This is a genomic window from Nostoc cf. commune SO-36 (assembly GCF_023734775.1).
Taxonomy (GTDB): domain Bacteria; phylum Cyanobacteriota; class Cyanobacteriia; order Cyanobacteriales; family Nostocaceae; genus Nostoc; species Nostoc commune_A.
The window spans coordinates 3,789,720-3,806,928 of the sequence record NZ_AP025732.1 but is presented as its reverse complement, the minus strand read 5'-3'; the positions used below and the strand labels follow the sequence as shown (position 1 = coordinate 3,806,928).

Below are 17,209 nucleotides of genomic sequence, written 5' to 3'. Positions count from 1 at the left end.
GTTGTTTTATGTTAGTTATTAATTGTTAGTCAATACGGTTGATATTGGGATTGATCCCCCCTAACTCCCCTTAAAAAAGGGGGAACTATCAAGCATCTGATTTGTTAGCAAAACACTGTAGTCTTCTCGTTGGCGAATCAAGCGATGTATGCCATTTTCTAGCAATACTTCCGCAGGTTTGGGACGGTGTAAAAAGTGAGACGACATTGCATAACCATAAGCACCGACATCTAAAATGGCAACGATATCACCAATTTTGAAAACTGGGAGTTGGCAATTTTTCCCCAGATAATCTCGTGAATAGGTGGTGTTCCCACAAATATCAGTTGTGAATGAATTGTCTGCTTGTTTCCAAGTGACGATTTCTCGGTAGCCGCCGTGTACTGAGGGTACTGAAAGATTGGCAACGGTGGTATCAACTCCGACAATCTGTTTTTCTCCTTGCCATTTTACAGAAACAACTTGAGCAAGCAAAGTTGCACATCCAGCGATCGCACTTCGTCCCGGTTCAATCACTAAATCAATTTCCCGCCCTAATCGTCTAATTCTCTCGCTTAACTCACTTCCAAAGATTTCCCAGTCAAAAGCTGTTTTGTTGTGGTGATATGGATAGCCAAAACCACCACCAAAATCTAAATATTCCCAATCTGGTAACAGTTGTGCTGTGGAGATTACTGTATCAATTACCTGGGTAAAAGCGGCTGTGGCATTAGTTCCAGTTCCTCGATAAAAGTGTAAACCACTCAGCTTTAGTCCAAACTGATGAGTTAAAGCGATCGCATCACCAAATTCCTCTGGACGCACCCCAATGCGGCTATCTCCGGTAATTTCTGGCAAATTCAGGCGTAAACCTAGCCGAATATTTTTTTCTATGCCTTTGGGGATAACTTCGCAGCACAATTGTAACTGAGCAAGGCTATCAAAATTGAGAGTCGTAATTCCCCAATTCAGCACTTGTAGCATCTCAGCCTGATTTAAATTACTGCCGCTATAAACAATCTCACTAGGCTCGAAACCAGCTTGCAATCCCAGGTAAATATCTCCTGGAGTATTAGCGTGAAGTCCCCACCCAAATGAACGGAAAATTTTTAACAGTGCAATGTTGCCATTGGTAACACTGGCAAAACGAAATTGTGTGTGCGGATAGCTGACTGCTTTGGTAATGCGCTCAATAGTTTCGCCCAAGCGATCGCCATTATAAACATAAAGCGGAGAACCGTAAGTACTCAGTAACTCCTGCGCCTGTTCTTCAGAAAATGGTGGACTAAGAGAATTTTGCAAATCATAAAACTTCTTGCTCTCCATAACTTTAAGTTAGTTGCTCCCTATATCAATTACGAATTTTTTGGTAATTTATCCATAGCCAACGATGTAACCAAAAAGGATGATCCCAAGACTGTTTACTTAGTTCTTCATTTAAAACATGCGATCGCCAAAGTTGCCACATAATCAGTAACCAGAGTGTTTCACCAATTCTCCGTCCTTGAATAGCTGCTCCTAGTTTGCCTTCAACGATTTGTGCCGCAATGTGAGGATAAAAGTGATTGTTAGCGCGAAGTATCCCAGGATTGAGCCAAATGCCGAGTTGATGCCAAAAATCATTTAAACACCAAGAAGTCAAGGGAACCCCCATACCCCGCTTTTGTCGCCAGACAATTTCGGGCGGAAGCCAATTTTCTACAGCCCGTTTGAGGATATATTTTTCACAAGCTCCCTGTAAACAGAGTTCTCCAGATAGAAGGAATGTCCACTCAGCTAAAGGTAAATCACAAAAAGGCGATCGCACCCATAATCCATGAGCAAACCCCAATGCAGTTGCACGGGGATGGATATTCTGCGCCCCTTTGAGCATCAAACTGGCACGGCGAAGGCGATGCAGCAAAGATGGACACTCATTGCGATCAAGAGATGTTAACAGCCAATCTTCAGGATGCAAATTTTGGATCTGTGCATATATTTCTGGCTGATAAACTTGAGATTCATATCCTCCAAGACGGTGAAAGGTGCGAAGATATTGCTGGATAAAAGTTTCCTGTCCGGCGGGATTTTCTGCTTGATAAACACCTGCGGCAATTAAAGGTTTGTTCGTCCAACCGGCAAATAATTGATCTCCACCTTCGCCATTAAAAATTACCTGAGTATCCTGACTCGCCCTCTCTGACAGCAGATACAACGGCACACATACGCCATCTCCAAAGGGCAAATCTAATGCTTGTACAGTCGGAATTAAAGCATTCTCAATCGAACTTGGAGTTACTGCAACTTTAACAAGTGGAATCTTGAGAAACTCGGCGACTTGTTCAGAGTATGGATATTCTGGAATCCCTGCATCACCGAAATCTAGAGTATAGGCGCGGACTTTCACCCCTGCTTGCACCAGCAGCGCCGCCACTACCGAAGAATCGAGTCCACCAGAGAGAAACACCCCAACAGGCTCATCCTTTAAATCGGCAATCTGTCGCTCAATGGAGTCTTTGAGGAGAGTTTGCAATTCGGTAATTGCTGTAGCTTCATCTGTTAACTGTTCTGGCGCTTCCCGCCACGAGTGGATGTTTTTAGATTCAGGCGATCGCAGCTTACCAGATTGGCGATCGCTCTGCCAAACTAATTCAGTCCCCGCCGCCACTGCAAACACTCCATTAACTGGGGTTAAAGGTGTGGGAACATAAGAAAAACAGCTATAACCATATAACCCAGGAATACTAACTTCTGATTGTTGCAAAATCGGTAAGAGTAGTTGCATTTGGGATGCAAACCAGATTACTTGTCCTTGCACAGTCCAATACAAAGGCACTTTACCAAAAGGTTCTCTTCCCAAAATTAGGCAGTTGTTTTCCTGGAGACTTACCCAAGCATCGGGTGAGGTTAATAATCCTGATGCGGAGATGGCAGCAATTTGATTTTGTTGCGGTGGGGAATTTCCATTAAGTCCTATATAAACAACATTCCAGATGGGAGGAGAATAATTTTCCTGTGCAGAAAACTGACTTTTCAGACCTAACCCCCTAACCCCCTTCCCTGGTAGGGAAGGGGAAAAATTCCAAACCTCTCCCCTTCTAGGGAGAGGTTTGGAGAGAGGTTTTCCACAACATTAGTTAACAGCGCTTCCAACTCGTGTTGAGCGCCGTAACCCCAATAACCAAGAAAGTGATGCGGGATGTTACCCATCTAAACTATTTAACTTCAAAGGTTTCATCACTAATCTGCCGACCTTCCAAGAACATCTGCACTTTCCAATTGCCAACAGTTGCAGCCGGGTTAATAGTGTAGCGACACTGGGTATCCCAGACAGAGGTATTAATCTCGCGGGTTTGATAGTTGTTTTGCTTGACAATTTGACCACTTGGGTCAATCCAATTACAAGAGAGAGCCAGCTTTTTACCCAAGGGTGCATCCTTTAAGGTGACACGGTACAACACCTCTGCATTTGTTTGGCGAGAAATTGTCTTTAAGTCGCCGCCATTATCTTCTATTAAGGTGATGCGGTCTTGTTGAGCAGAAACACGGGAAAGGGCAGAATTTTGCTGCTGCATGAAAAATATTGTCGATGCACTCACTATCACTAAGACTGCCACGACTCCATAACTAATCCATCGATTCCGGCGTTGCTGTACCTCCAGCGCTTGGCGGCGATTTAATTGAATCAGCGCTTCATCTAGTAACTCAGGTGGTAAATTTAACTCCTGTAAAATTTCTCTAACCTGCTGTTGGTCTAGTTCCGCTTCTCGACGCACTTGCAGACTTTCTACTTCTGTGACTATTTGTGATAATTGCTCTTGAGTCAGTCGCTGCGTCATAGCTTAACTCCTATTAAAAAAGTTTATGGCGATCGTTGATGATGTGCAATCAAAAAAATTTTAGACATCTCACTTTTGTAGGTACATCATAAGCTACAAAATAAAGTTGTTGCTTTTCGGATTCTTGTAAACACTTTCTTTTCTCTCTTTCTCATGCTCTGCAAGTAATATATTGAGTACTTACGCAAAATATCCTCAAACTCTGATTTCTCCGTGCCCTCTGTGCCTCTGCGGTTCGTTATTCCGTAACTTATGCGTAAGTCCTAATATTGAGTCAGAGACTCAATGAATGCATTCCCACGCGGAGCATGGGAACGAGGAAAATCTAAAATCTAAAATTAATATGACTCAAGTACAACAAACGGCAATTGAAGGTATCTATGAAGTCTGTATCGGTATCCCGGAGCCAATTTCTGCAATTCATTATTGGGAGCAATTTGGTTATCGCATTGGTGAAGTGGGTGAATTAACCGCAGATGTAGCCCATCAATTATATGGAGTAAATTCGTCTTTACGCTCAATCCGTCTCTACCACCAAAATGCAGATCATGGTTTGATTCGGCTGATGGTTTGGCAAAATCACACCCATGAAGGTTTGGGAACAGCATCGATGAAAATTAAGGGAAATCGCTGGGCGACAAGCTTAACAACGGATGTCTTGAATATTTTAAATCATATAGAGGATGCAAAGGCAGCAGGTTTCCCGATCAGATACTCTATCCCTTATTGGGAAGTCATCTACAACAAAGAGAGAAAAAGCCGTCCTTTTATTGAGCCAGCAGTTGGTGTGCGAGAAATGTTGCTACTGCAACCCTTAGCTCGACAGGTTTTGTTTCAACGCTTTGGCTATACACTACCGCATTACGGACAAGTTAACCATAATGCGCCTCTCAAGACTAGTCAGTTTACCCATTGTGGGATTATCGTTCAAGATGACAGCAAAGAAACCCTGAAGTTTTATGAAGAAGTTTTGGGTTTGCTGCGTGTGCGTGATGATGTGGAAACTAGCTATGAATCTTCGCCAGCAGGTAAAGATATTTTTGACCTTAACCCTGGTGAAAAGTTTATTGTTACTACCTTTGATGATCCGCGTTCTTCTAAGTCTGACTTGATGGCTACACGTAGTGGTAAGACTTTATGTCATTCGATTTCCAGAATCTATTAATTTAGAATCGCGCTTTGAAGCAGCCCAACCAGGTAGCTTGGGTATGTCTTTATATACCTATCGGTTAAGGGAATACAAGAGTATGGCGATCGCATTAAGGCGAGTACTGCACAAAAAGTTACAAATATCATTAGTAATGAATTTGGCGAGACGAGTTTCTCTTTTATTGCACCTGATGGCTATTTCTGGACTTTGCTAGAAGCTAATTAACTAAACATCTAACGAACAAAAATAGACCTCTTGCAAAAACTGAAAAATAGCCAAAAAATAAATTTTTGGGTAAATAGCTCAATTCGTTTCAAACCATCTAATTACAGTAGTTTTAGTCTCTTTTTTTAAACGGAATTTTCCTAAGTAAATGGGCGTAAATAAATATAATATGTTCCGTCATTGCGAGTGAAGCGAAGCAATCGCAAAGTCTCTGGGATTGCTTCGCTTCACTCGCAATGACATCTTATATTTAACGAACTTTGGGGGTTTAAGTCCCCTGCCTCTATAGGCAGCGCGTTTTGTGTCGGGGTCTAAATCCCCGTCACAAAACGTAATTGCGAATTGCGAATTGCGAATTGCGAATTGGTTTAATCATGCCTACCTACTTACTAGCCAGAGACTTAATACCAATTCTTTATGAAGCTGCATAGAATTCGATCCCCCCTAGCCCACGCCAGTCGCTCATGGGGGAAACCCCCAAGACCGCGCTGGCTCCCCTTAAAAAGGGGGGAATTCATAGTCCCCCTTTTTCAGGGGGCTTTAGGGGGATCAAGATATGTGCAACTTCACATTAAATTGGTATAAGTCTCTGGCTGTTCAAGTATTTTGTAATAGATTTAAGAAAAATTTCCATTTCCTCGTTTAAAGTAGTTTAAATTTCTCTATCTCCGCCAATAGCCAGTTGCTTTTTGCTATGTTTCAACTCTTTCCAAAGTGACTTAATTTGCTGGTAAGCCTCTTCCTGAGACAACTTACCCCCTGTTTCTAGACAAGTTATGTAACTAATTTTTTGGGAAAATTCTTGCAGGTTGGCATTAAACATTAAGTTTTCTGGCTGAAATTTACCATAATACCGACTACGAGGGTAAAGAAAGCTGTTTTTGTCTTGCGAGTTAAGTTGTGTCATAAGTTTTCTCTCTGTAAATCTTTCTTAAATTTATAAACTATCATTTCTCTCATTGTGTACATACACGGTATAAAATTCAAATTCCTGAAGAAAGAAGTTAATCTTTTAATTCAATATTAGGATAAAGCAGAAATACAGCTAATTAACTGTGGAAAATACTGAAATAAATGCGTCATCTACCAAAAGGAGTAAGCCAAACGCCATTCTACTTGTGGAAAACACCAAGATGAGTAAGTAAAATGGCATTTTACTGATTGTACTTGACTTGAGCAAATGCGGCTCAAAGTAAGATCAGATCATATCCGCATGATTAGTGATGATTACCATCACCTTTTTTTAGGGTTGATAGCGAAGGCTGAAGTAAAAGCCATCATCTTGAGCGTTATTACCACGATCGCTCAGATCGATAAATGGAAATCCATAATCGAGCCGCAAAAAGAGATTATCAATTCCTAATGCCTGATTCCACAGGAATCCTAAGCCTGCGCCTACTAAAAAATTTTGATTGGGTAGCTGATTGGGGTTATTAGACTGATTCCAGACGGCTCCCATGTCTAGAAATGGTGCAAGTTGAATTGTAGATATTCCAGATTTATCGCGTTGCACTGTGAAACGATCTTCAATCGCTACCCGAAATCCATTATCCCCAGAACGGATATTTTGGCGATATCCCCTTATAGATTGTCCACCGCCAATGACAAATTGCTGCGAAGGTAAAAGGCTATCTGGTGTTAGTTGCAAGTCTGCTTGGATGAGCAACAAGTTATCGTTATTGAGTTGCTGCACGCGCTGTATTTGTCCTAACCAACTGAAAAAGCGACCATCGGGTATGGGGTCATTGTTGATGGTTGCATCTAAGATATCAACGCCAAAATTAAATTGCGATCGCAAAAACCAAGCTCCTTGAGGTTCGCGCTTGGTATAATCTTGAGCAAATTTAATTACACTGGTGCGGCTAACGCCATTGGCATCAGGCCCAATGCCAAAAAATTGTGGGCGATTATTGAAAATGAAGGTTTGACCATCTTGATAGGTAAATCCTAAAGATAGGGCAAATTCTTCTCTTGGCGATCGCATCAATGGTTGACGATAATTGATTTCATAAAGATCCTGGTTTGCGCGAATATTAAGCGCATCAAAGGGTGGTTCAGTGATTTCGTTGCGATTCAATGCCGCTCGAATTTGCACCTTGCCATTCATGGCGTTCACGGGAACTTGATAGCTAAAATCAAAGGCATCGGAACCACCAGAGAGTGTGTGATAATAGGAGCCTGCTAACTCATCTCCCATACCGGTTAAATTGCGCGATCGCAGTTCAATACCCAATCTTTCTGCCCCAATGCTGGGAGGGGAATAATTATCTACACCCAAGCTACCAGTTAAAGGGTTTGCCTCTTCAACTCTAACAACGAGAATACTTTGACCAACTTTACCCGTTGGACGCAGACGCGCTTCTACATTTGTAAATAAGGGATCGAGTCGCAACAGCTTCAGTTGATCTTCGAGTTTACCAGTATTCAAAGGGATACCAGCACCTAGTTGGATGCGACTACGAATATAAGATGGGTTTAATCGCCGCGTCCCTTCGATGTTAATCTCTGTCAAACGCCCTTCAAACACCTGAATTACCACAACACCATCGGCGGTATTAGATTGTCGAATGTCTGCAACTGCTCTGGAATTTATATAACCTTTATTTAGGTAAAGCTGGGTAACAGCATCGGCGGCTTGTCTGATTTCTTCTAAAGTTAAATCCCGTTCTTCAAACGGTTTGATAACTGGATTAAAATCATTTTCATTAAAAACTGTGCTACCTACAACCTGGATTTTGCGAACCCGAATGCGTTGTGGTGTTTCTGGTGGTGCTGGGGATGATTCCGGCTTTGGTTCTGGTTGATTAGAGTCAATTGCTGGGGAAGGTTCTGTTTCCTGTACTATTTGTAACTCAGGGGAACTGCTATTTTGAGCCGATTTTGCTGTAGAGATATCGGCTGTCGCTCTAAGTCCATTGGCAGTTACAATCCACACCGCAGGCAGAATTAGCAAGCTGCACTTGAAACTGAAACTGTGCTTACTCCATTTAGTACTCGCTAGATGCCAAGTGTCTAACTGATGAGAGAGATAGACAATTCTTTGCTGAGTCGTTGCTTCAGACTTAACACGAGTTTCTGTTCCTTTTGTCATTTCTTTTTGGTGGGGTGTCTGATTTTACGACATACCTGATTTTAATTTTTGGTTATGCTCTGGGTGCATGATTATTTGAATATCATATTTTTGACGTTCAAATTTAAGAAAATTTGTAACAAAAAAATAATAAACAGCAATGATTATCTAAGTGAAAGCCCTTAGCATTGTACTCTGGTAAGCAGGTAAAGAACTTGGGAATACTTCGATGTCGCCACTGATCTCCATTGTCATCATCAATTACAACCGGGAGGCTTACCTTCAAGAAGCGATCGCCAGCGTCTTAAAGCAGACATGGCAAGACTTGGAGTTATTAATTTGGGATGATGGCTCTACAGATGGATCGGTGGCGATCGCTAACGCTTATGCTCAACAAGATAGACGAGTGCGAGTAGTCCAAGCAGACCATCAAGGACTTGCCGCGAGTTGTAAGACAGCAATCAGCCAAACTAGTGGCACTTACATCGGTATAGTAGACAGCGATGATATCCTTGCCCCCACCGCCCTTACCCAAACCGCTACAGTTCTCAACCGCCACCCAGAAGCAGGATTTGTTTACACCGACTACTTAAATATTGATCAAGAAGGCAAAGTTCTCAGTTACGGTCATCGTTGTGACATTCCTTACTCTCAAGCAGGTCTGTTGGTGGACTTCATGACTTTCCACTTCCGCCTAATGCGCCGTTCAGTTTACGAACAGGTGGGAGGTGCTAACGAATCTTTCTCTAGCTGTGCCTATGATTATGACCTATGTCTGCGACTTTCAGAAGTAGCCCAAGTGCGCCGAGTGCAAGAGCCACTCTACCTCTACCGGATTCACTCTCAAAGCATATCTGTCACCAGAAGAACAGAACAAATACTCTGCTCACAGAAGGCGATCGCTCAAGCACTTTGGCGGCGAGGATTAGCAAATAAGTTACAAATCGATGTAGAATTACCCGCAGGTCGCTTCCTATTACGGCGCAAAAAACCTCTACTGTCTAGCATTGCCGCTTCAGTGTTAGCTATTGTACCTCTGGTGAGTGCCATGAGTGCGGGATTAGCCCAAGCGCAACAAATTGTCCCTGCGGTCGATGGAACAAACACAATTGTTACACCTAACGGCAATCGGCTTGATATTACTGGCGGTACAACTTCTGGAGATGGTGTCAACCTCTTCCACAGCTTTCAACAATTTGGAATTTCACCAGAACAAATCGCCAACTTTCAAGCTAACCCAGCGTTACAAAATATCCTTGGTCGAATTACAGGCGGGAATGCCTCGGTTATCAATGGCTTAATTCAGGTGACAGGTGGCAATGCTAACCTTTTCTTGATGAATCCAGCCGGATTTATTTTTGGAGCAAACGCCAGTTTAAATGTGCCTAGTGCTTTCACGGTGACAACAGCTAATGGCATCGGTTTTGGCAGCAGTTGGTTCAATGCGATCGGTGTTAATGACTACAATGCCTTAGTTGGAAACCCCAACGGATTTGCCTTTAGTACGAACCAACCAGGAGCGATCGTCAATGCTGGAAATTTGACAGTAGGTGCTGGGCAAAAGTTGAATTTATTGGGCGGTAATGTAGTCAATACCGGGCAACTTTCAGCACCGGGAGGGCAAATTACAGTCACATCCGTACCAGGGGAAAATTGGGTGCGTCTCAGTCAGCCAGGAAATCTTTTAAGTTTAGAAATTCAGCCCCTCGCCTCTAGCAGCAACCAACCCAATAACTGGACAATCCCTATTGCATCTTTACCAGAATTGCTCACAGTTGGTAATACTGAAACTGGGTTAACTGCTAGTCCTGATGGAACTGTGCAACTAACAGGCTCTAATGTCACGATTCCCGCAACTCCAGGGACAACGATTGTTTCGGGCATTGTGGATGTATCGAGTCAAACAGGCGGTACAGTAGCTGCTTTGGGTAAACGAGTTGCGGTGATTGATGCCAATATTAATGCCTCTGGAAACAATGGTGGCGGCAGAGTGCTAATTGGCGGCGATTACCAAGGTAAGGGGACTTTACCCAACGCCGAGCAGACTTATATAGGCTCAAACTCCGTCATTAATGCCGATAGCAATTTGAATGGTAATGGTGGGCGGGTGATTGTTTGGAGTGATAAGACAACGGGATTTTTTGGCAATATTACCGCTCGTGGCGGTCTTAACTCCGGCAATGGTGGTTTTGTAGAAGTGTCGGGTAAGGAAAACCTGATTTACCGTGGCAATACTGACTTGAGTGCCAAAAGTGGTATTACTGGCAACTTGCTGCTAGATCCGACCGATATCAACATCATTGATGTTCCTAACGCACCCGAAGATAGCCTTCTGCCGGAAATTTTTCAAGATGCTTCCCCAGGTGCTATTTTCACGATTTCCAAAGACGCTTTAGAAAGTCAAAATGCTGCTGTTACTTTAGAAGCAACTAATAATATTACGATCGCTAATGGCGTATCCTTGAATTTTGTTAATGATGGTGGCGGCGCGATCGCTTTTACCGCAGACGCAGATGGTGATGGTTTCGGTGCTTTTACGATGGGGACATCTGACACCATCACAACTGATGGCAGAGATATAAGCATTTCAGGAGCTAGCCTATCTTTGGGAATCATCAATACTAGCAGCTTCTTTATCGACGAGGGAGGTGAATTTACTACTAATGGCAGTGGTGGTAATGTCACCTTGTCTGCAATAAACAATATTACTGGTGGTGATATTATCACTAGAGGGGAAGATAATGAGACAACAAGAGGCGGCGATATTAGTGTTATAAGTAGCAGTGGCGCTATCAGCCTGGGAAATATTGACACTAGCGCTACTTCCACTGACAGGAACAGCAATGCTACAGCTGGTTCAGTCCTAATCGATACATCTAGCAACACTACAAATACACCCAGTAATATCTCACTAACTTCAATTAAAACTGAGGGAATTATCTTAGATGGCTTTGGATACGGCATCAATGCTACAGGCACAGGAGGTAAAGTTACAATCAGTACCTCTGGCTCTGGTGCTGTCAGTTTAACGGGCAGTTTTATTAATAATGCAGATAGAGAAGCCAGCATTTCTACTATTGCCGTAGGTAGTGGTTATGGCACAACTACCCAAAACGGTGCGATCGCAATTCAACATGGCGGAGGAAGAACCAATGATCCATTCACAGTGGGTCAATTGACCGTGAACGGCACAACGGCTGCGATCGATGCTGGTAGTTCTATCATTACCACGGGTAGCTTTCCAGTTCTTCCCACTGGTGGCACAGCACTAAATACCCCAGCAGGAATTACAATCAATTCTGTAAATATACCCCCCCAACTCACTGCCAATTCTCAGTTACCTGATACTCAAACTAATCAGTCGGTAACTTTTACTTTTGCCAGTTTAGCGGCACAAGTTACCGATGCTGATACAGATATCACATCCATTCGGATTGATGCAGTGAATACCGGAACTCTAACTGTGAATGGTGTTCTTGTGGAACCTGGCGTTACCACCTTATCTGGAACAGAAACTTTAGTTTATACTCCTCCAACTGATGCTAATGGCTCACTAAATGCTTTTGTTATTAGTGCAAATGATGTCGTTTCATCTTCTGCACCTGTACAGGTAGCAATCAACGTCACTGTCCCGCCAGTTATTGAGCCGCCAGTTATTGAGCCGCCAATTATTGAGCCGCCAGTTATTGAGCCGCCAGTTATTGAGCCGCCAATTATTGAGCTTCCTGCCTGCACATTCCAGTGCATCACAATTACACCACCTAATCCCCCCCCTAACCTTAATCCTAGAACTGATCCCCCTGTTATTAATCCCGATCGCACTCCTGAAGGCAGTTTCACAGATGATTTTGCTGACCATTTAGGCATCCCTACTCCGAGAACGAAAACATTAGATGATGCCAAAGAAATTGCTCGCGAAATTGAAGAAGCTACTGGTGCGAAACCTGCATTCATTTACACCAGTTTTGTCCCTGTAGAGATTCTACCAGAGGAAAATTTAGGTAAAGATCAAAAATTTACTAAACAGTTGAATACCATAGCAGAACAAGGTAGCGACCAACTAGAAGTAGTGGTAGTAACTGGAAAAGGCGATCCTATCCGCAAGCGTATCCCAGAAACGACCAGAGCCAAAGTTCTCGAAGTAGCTAAGGAATTTCGTGACCAAATCGTTAGCCCACAAAACCGCCGCCGCACTGGTTATTTGCGTTCATCTCAACAACTTTATCGCTGGATTATTGCACCACTAGAAGCAGATTTACAGACTAGAGGAATCAACAATCTGGTTTTTTTACCAGATGTCGGCTTACGTTCAACCCCAATGGCAGCCCTTCACGATGGTAAAGGATTTCTAGTAGAAAAATACAGTATTGGCTTGATGCCCAGTCTCAGCTTGACTAACACCCTCTACAAAGACATTAAAAAATCTCAAATTTTAGCGTTAGGGGTTTCTCAAAGTACTCAAGGACAAGAACCTTTACCAGCAGTCCCCATTGAGTTATCAACACTAACGTCTAAACTGTGGCAGGGCAAGTTATTGTTAGACAAACAAGCCACCTTAGAAAATCTCAAAACAATTCGCCGTCAACAACCTTTTGGGATTATTCACATGGCAACCCATGCCGATTTTACTACTGGCGCTTTGAGTAATTCCTATATTCAACTGTGGGAAGATAAGTTACGCTTAAACCAATTACGGCAGTTGCGGTTGAATGAACCCGAAGTTGAAATGCTGGTGTTGAGTGCTTGTAGAACAGCTTTAGGTGATGAAGAATCCGAACTGGGATTTGCAGGTTTAGCGGTGCTAGCAGGAGTGAAAACTACTGTTGCTAGTCTTTGGTCAGTTAATGATGCCGGCACAGCAGCATTGATGACAAAATTTTATGAGAACTTGAGAACAGCGCCGATTAAAGCAGAAGCTCTCAGACAGGCTCAGATAGCTATGGTGAAAGGGCAGATTTACATCAAGAATGGACAAGTAGAAGGTTTGGGAGTAGTGGGGAACTTGCCTTTACCTACTGACAGTGTTGATGAAACCGAACAATCACTTATGCATCCTTATTATTGGGCTGGATTTACAATGGTTGGTAATCCTTGGTAAAAATAGAGCGATGTCTACGACGGGCTACGCCTACGCAGTTTTCCTTCTTGCGCTAAAGTTGCAAATAAACGTGCATCTAAAGCCAAGAGGATAAAAGTTGTGAAAGCAGTCTTGATGACAGCAGCAGGCAATCCCGAAGTTCTGCAAATACAGGAAGTCCCAAACCCTGCTGTTCCTGGGAATACTGAACTTTTAGTGCGTTTGGTGGCAGCTGGCATTAACCCCATTGACACGAAACTTCGTAGCCGAGGCACTTTCTACCCCGATCGCTTGCCGACAATTTTAGGATGCGATGGTGCCGGAATCGTAGAATCAGTAGGTGATAGCGTTCAGCGTTTTCGCCCAGGTGATGAAGTATATTTTTGCTATGGTGGTTTAGGCGCACACCAAGGAAATTATGCTGAATATACCGTTGTGGATGAGCGGTTTGTGGCACGTAAACCCGCCTCTATCTCCTTTGCCGAAGCAGCAGCAGCGCCTTTAGTCTTAATCACCGCTTGGGAAGCATTATATGAACGGGGACGATTAGAACCAGGAGAACGGGTTTTGATCCATGCGGGTGCTGGTGGTGTTGGTCATGTAGCAATTCAATTGGCAAAACTCAAAGGTGCTACTGTTGCTACCACAGTAGGTTCTGAAGAAAAGGCTAATTTCGTCAAAGAACTAGGTGCTGATCATGTAATTTTTTACAAACAAACAGACTTTGTGCAAGCAGTATTAGATTGGACTGGTGGCGAAGGCGTAGACTTGGCTTTTGATACCGTAGGCGGCGAAACCTTTCACAAAAGCTTCCCCGCAGTGCGAGTGTATGGCGATATTGTGACGATTCTCGAACCAGATGCCAACACTGTTTGGAAAACTGCCAGACAACGCAACCTCCGCATTAGTTTAGAATTAATGCTAACACCAGCCTTGCTAAAATTAGAAGAAAGCCTCCAGCACCACGCAGAAATTCTCGAACAATCTGCCACCTGGATCGACCAAGGCAAATTAAAAATCCATGTTAGTCACAAATTTCCTTTGCAAGAAGCAGCTAAAGCCCACCAACTAATTGAAAGCGGTTCTGTGACGGCTAAAATTGTTCTGCTGATTAGCGACGAATGATCCAACAACTTGCATAACTTATCTCTTAAACACAAATACACCCAGAGGTTAAACGCAAAGATACCCAAAAAACTCTCTCTGCCAACCTCTGCGCTTCCCTTAGCGTTCCTTTGCGTTTTACTCCTCCTCCCCCTACCAGCCTGGGCAGCACAAACACAGCCAGAACGCACACCCTTAACCCTAGAATTATTACAAGAACGACTACGCACACCCACACTCCGCGAAGGCAATTTAACAGTAGATTTGCAGAAAATGGTGATTGATTTGCGCCCAGATAACACCAGCTTTAGTGATACTTTTTACCAACTGCTGCGAAAAGAACTAGGAGCAAAACCTCTCGGTTTAGACCTCAGCTATGCCTTAATTTTGGGGGATTTTGTGGGCAGCGATTTGGGTTTAAGAACACCATTGTACGCCCAAGCAATCGCTCCTATTTTCACCACTACTGAACAAGAAGAACTAGAACGTTTGCGCTTAGTTTGTTTGGATTCACTGCCGATATCTGCAACTAGCTCTGCCTATGCTTTACCCAAGTCGAAAGATTGCCGATCGCTTTTAGGAACAGAGTCAACCCCATCCAGTGAAATCGCCGTCTTTCGTGGTGTCTTGACACTAGTAAAAACTCGCTTTAATGGCGAAGTTAAATTTTATAATACATTTTTTCTTCAGTCTGTCAATGCCCAAGGTGCAACTTTTCTCCAACCCACAAACTGGACTGAAACTAGATTTGCTCGTCCCGTTAGTTTCACCAGTGCTAACTTCCAGCAACCAAGCGATTTTCAAGGTAGTATATTTTTTGAAAAAGCTAACTTTAAAAAAACTAAATTTCAGGAATTGACTGATTTTCAAGGTAGTATTTTTGAAAAGGCTGCCAACTTTAACCAAGCAATTTTTAAACAATTGGCTAAATTTAGTAACGTAAAATGGCAAGAAAATGCTGATTTTTCTGATGTGCGTTTTGCCAATCAAGTGCAGTTTACTAAAGCAAATTTTAATCAGTCGCTCCTGTTAACAGAAGCGACCTTTGAGCAAGCTGTGAGCTTCCGAGAAGCAGAGTTTAACCAATTGGTAAATCTGCAAGGTGCGAACATACTTAATCAAGCCGATTTTAGTGATGCGAGGTTTTCTACAGAGGCTTGTTTAAGCGTACCTGGTTTAACTTTTAACTCCAACCAAGCAAAAATTTTAGGCAATCCCGGTCAGATTGGTAAGATGTTTTGCATCCCTACATTGCAAGGCAATCAAAACATCTTACGGAATTTGGGACAAAACTTCCGTCAGCAACAGCAAATTGCGGATGCGAATGAATTGGAATATACAAAACAACGACTACGATTAATAGAGTTCGGCCATCGTCTGACGGCTACAAATATTAATAGTGCTTCCGTAGCCAGCTTGATTAACCTGGGTTTTTCTCCAACTCAAGCTCAAGCGATCGCCCAGCGTCGTTTAATAAAATTATTTCGTAACAACAGTGATTTACTCACCATAGCAGACATCGATTTAGAAAAATATACCCAACTGAGCGATCGCTTAATTGTTGGCGAAACCCTTTCTATCGGTGGATGGTTACTACAAGCTTGGAGTTGGTTGGCATTAAGTATACTGCTGTTGTTGAGTGGTTATGGTACAAATTTTTGGTTAGTGTTTGGTGTAGGAGGATTAGCGATCGCTTATTTCGGCTTATTATTTTGGCTAGTAGATCGCTGTCGGCGGCTGCATCCCGTACCCATTATTCCCACATCCTACGAAACCATTTCGATATTAGTCAGTTTTAGCGTTTTAGAATTCTTCAGTTTACTAGCTATTTTTCGCAATACTGAACAACCTTGGTTGACATTGGGGTGTCTTTTCACAATTATTGTCCCCGTTCCAACGGCTTTATTAATCCGACTTTACCAACAAGGTCGTTATCACGATTTAATGGATGTTTCTTACTTCACAGAAGACGGCACATTTCGCCAGTTACGATTGTTGATTGGACGTTTGCCAGTGATACCAAGGAATCAGACATTTCGGGAACGATATATGCCTCTTTTGTGCGATCGCCGTTGGAACTGGCTCAACTACTATGATTTTAGCCTCAACAATCTAGTCAAATTAGGATTTAACGACATTCGCCTGCGAGACGAACACCTACCTGGGATCATCTCTGCACTTGCTTGGTATCAATGGAGTTTGGGTGTAATTTACATCACGCTAGTTTTGTGGACACTTTCTCGCACAATTCCAGGATTAAATTTGCTGATTTATCTGAAGTAATTCCTGCACCTGAAGCTTTTTTCACCGTACTCCGTAGTGGTGCTAAGTAAGTCGGCACGATAAAACTAAGGTATGTTAATTTTTATAAAAACCTTGGAACGATTCACTTATAGTCTCTTTCCTGACCTTACACTTTGTTGCATAGGTTGATTTTTATCGTCGGCTTACTTAATATAATGGAAGTATTGCAGGGTGCCAGTAACTGTGCTATTTACTATTATAAGTCTCGTGGTATAACGTCGGATAAAAGTGATATAACCCCGGCTAAATCAAGATTAATTAAATATCTAAAAAATAGGCAGGTTTATCAAAAGATTATTCATTGCAATATAATATTTAACCCAAATTAATTTTTTTATACAAACCTTTCAGTTAACTGTTTAAGTGATATCTAATAATATCTACAAGTTTGATAAATATATCAAAATATTTTTCATTGTCCTTCAAAACTAAATCGTATAAATTATAGATGGAAGTAGCATTGATTAAAAATTTTGTTATCT

General features: G+C 42.6%; 9 protein-coding genes and 1 pseudogene. 4 read left to right on the top strand and 6 right to left on the bottom strand.

The window, feature by feature from the left end:
• Positions 1–60: 60 nt before the first annotated feature.
• The 4 genes from ANSO36C_RS17095 to ANSO36C_RS17080 all read right to left on the bottom strand — a co-directional run bounded on the left by ANSO36C_RS17095 (position 61) and on the right by ANSO36C_RS17080 (position 3,797).
• Complete coding sequence (locus ANSO36C_RS17095) at positions 61–1,305, bottom strand: diaminopimelate decarboxylase family protein (RefSeq protein WP_251955506.1); 1,245 nt, start codon at positions 1,303–1,305, stop codon at positions 61–63.
• Between the two features lie 25 nt (positions 1,306–1,330).
• Positions 1,331–2,818, bottom strand: coding sequence for an asparagine synthetase B family protein (locus ANSO36C_RS17090; protein WP_251955505.1), 1,488 nt, complete (start codon positions 2,816–2,818; stop codon positions 1,331–1,333).
• 179 nt (positions 2,819–2,997) lie between these two features.
• Complete coding sequence (locus tag ANSO36C_RS17085; protein WP_251955504.1) at positions 2,998–3,168, bottom strand: hypothetical protein; 171 nt, start codon at positions 3,166–3,168, stop codon at positions 2,998–3,000.
• A 5-nt stretch (positions 3,169–3,173) separates the two neighbouring features.
• Positions 3,174–3,797: a DUF3859 domain-containing protein gene (locus ANSO36C_RS17080; RefSeq protein WP_251955503.1), complete on the bottom strand. Its 624-nt coding sequence runs from the start codon at positions 3,795–3,797 to the stop codon at positions 3,174–3,176.
• 343 nt (positions 3,798–4,140) lie between these two features.
• Between ANSO36C_RS17080 and ANSO36C_RS17075 the strand changes: the two are divergent.
• Positions 4,141–5,172 (top strand): annotated as a pseudogene (locus tag ANSO36C_RS17075) (VOC family protein).
• 652 nt (positions 5,173–5,824) lie between these two features.
• Here ANSO36C_RS17075 and ANSO36C_RS17070 read toward each other — a convergent pair.
• Complete coding sequence (locus ANSO36C_RS17070; RefSeq protein ID WP_251955502.1) at positions 5,825–6,079, bottom strand: DUF7219 family protein; 255 nt, start codon at positions 6,077–6,079, stop codon at positions 5,825–5,827.
• Between the two features lie 336 nt (positions 6,080–6,415).
• On the bottom strand, positions 6,416–8,263 hold the full coding sequence (locus ANSO36C_RS17065) for a ShlB/FhaC/HecB family hemolysin secretion/activation protein (protein ID WP_251955501.1): 1,848 nt from the start codon (positions 8,261–8,263) through the stop codon (positions 6,416–6,418).
• 208 nt (positions 8,264–8,471) lie between these two features.
• On the opposite strand from ANSO36C_RS17065, the gene ANSO36C_RS17060 reads away from it, so the two are divergent.
• The 3 genes from ANSO36C_RS17060 (at position 8,472) to ANSO36C_RS17050 (ending at position 16,706) form a co-directional block, all read left to right on the top strand.
• Entirely contained in the window at positions 8,472–13,340 is a 4,869-nt protein-coding gene (locus ANSO36C_RS17060) for a CHAT domain-containing protein (protein WP_251955500.1), read from the top strand.
• Positions 13,341–13,439: 99 nt separating this feature from the next.
• Positions 13,440–14,444: a zinc-dependent alcohol dehydrogenase family protein gene (locus ANSO36C_RS17055; protein WP_251955499.1), complete on the top strand. Its 1,005-nt coding sequence runs from the start codon at positions 13,440–13,442 to the stop codon at positions 14,442–14,444.
• 252 nt (positions 14,445–14,696) lie between these two features.
• Entirely contained in the window at positions 14,697–16,706 is a 2,010-nt protein-coding gene (locus ANSO36C_RS17050; protein WP_251960354.1) for a pentapeptide repeat-containing protein, read from the top strand.
• Positions 16,707–17,209 lie beyond the last annotated feature (503 nt).

What these genes read in the sequence shown, in the direction of transcription:
- ANSO36C_RS17060 (WP_251955500.1), top strand. Translation starts at nt 8,472, where the DNA reads ATGTCGCCACTGATCTCCATTGTCATCATCAATTACAACCGGGAGGCT.
- ANSO36C_RS17085 (WP_251955504.1), bottom strand. Translation starts at nt 3,168, where the DNA reads ATGGGTAACATCCCGCATCACTTTCTTGGTTATTGGGGTTACGGCGCT.
- ANSO36C_RS17080 (WP_251955503.1), bottom strand. Translation starts at nt 3,797, where the DNA reads ATGACGCAGCGACTGACTCAAGAGCAATTATCACAAATAGTCACAGAA.
- ANSO36C_RS17050 (WP_251960354.1), top strand. Translation starts at nt 14,697, where the DNA reads ATGGTGATTGATTTGCGCCCAGATAACACCAGCTTTAGTGATACTTTT.
- ANSO36C_RS17065 (WP_251955501.1), bottom strand. Translation starts at nt 8,263, where the DNA reads ATGACAAAAGGAACAGAAACTCGTGTTAAGTCTGAAGCAACGACTCAG.
- ANSO36C_RS17070 (WP_251955502.1), bottom strand. Translation starts at nt 6,079, where the DNA reads ATGACACAACTTAACTCGCAAGACAAAAACAGCTTTCTTTACCCTCGT.
- ANSO36C_RS17095 (WP_251955506.1), bottom strand. Translation starts at nt 1,305, where the DNA reads ATGGAGAGCAAGAAGTTTTATGATTTGCAAAATTCTCTTAGTCCACCA.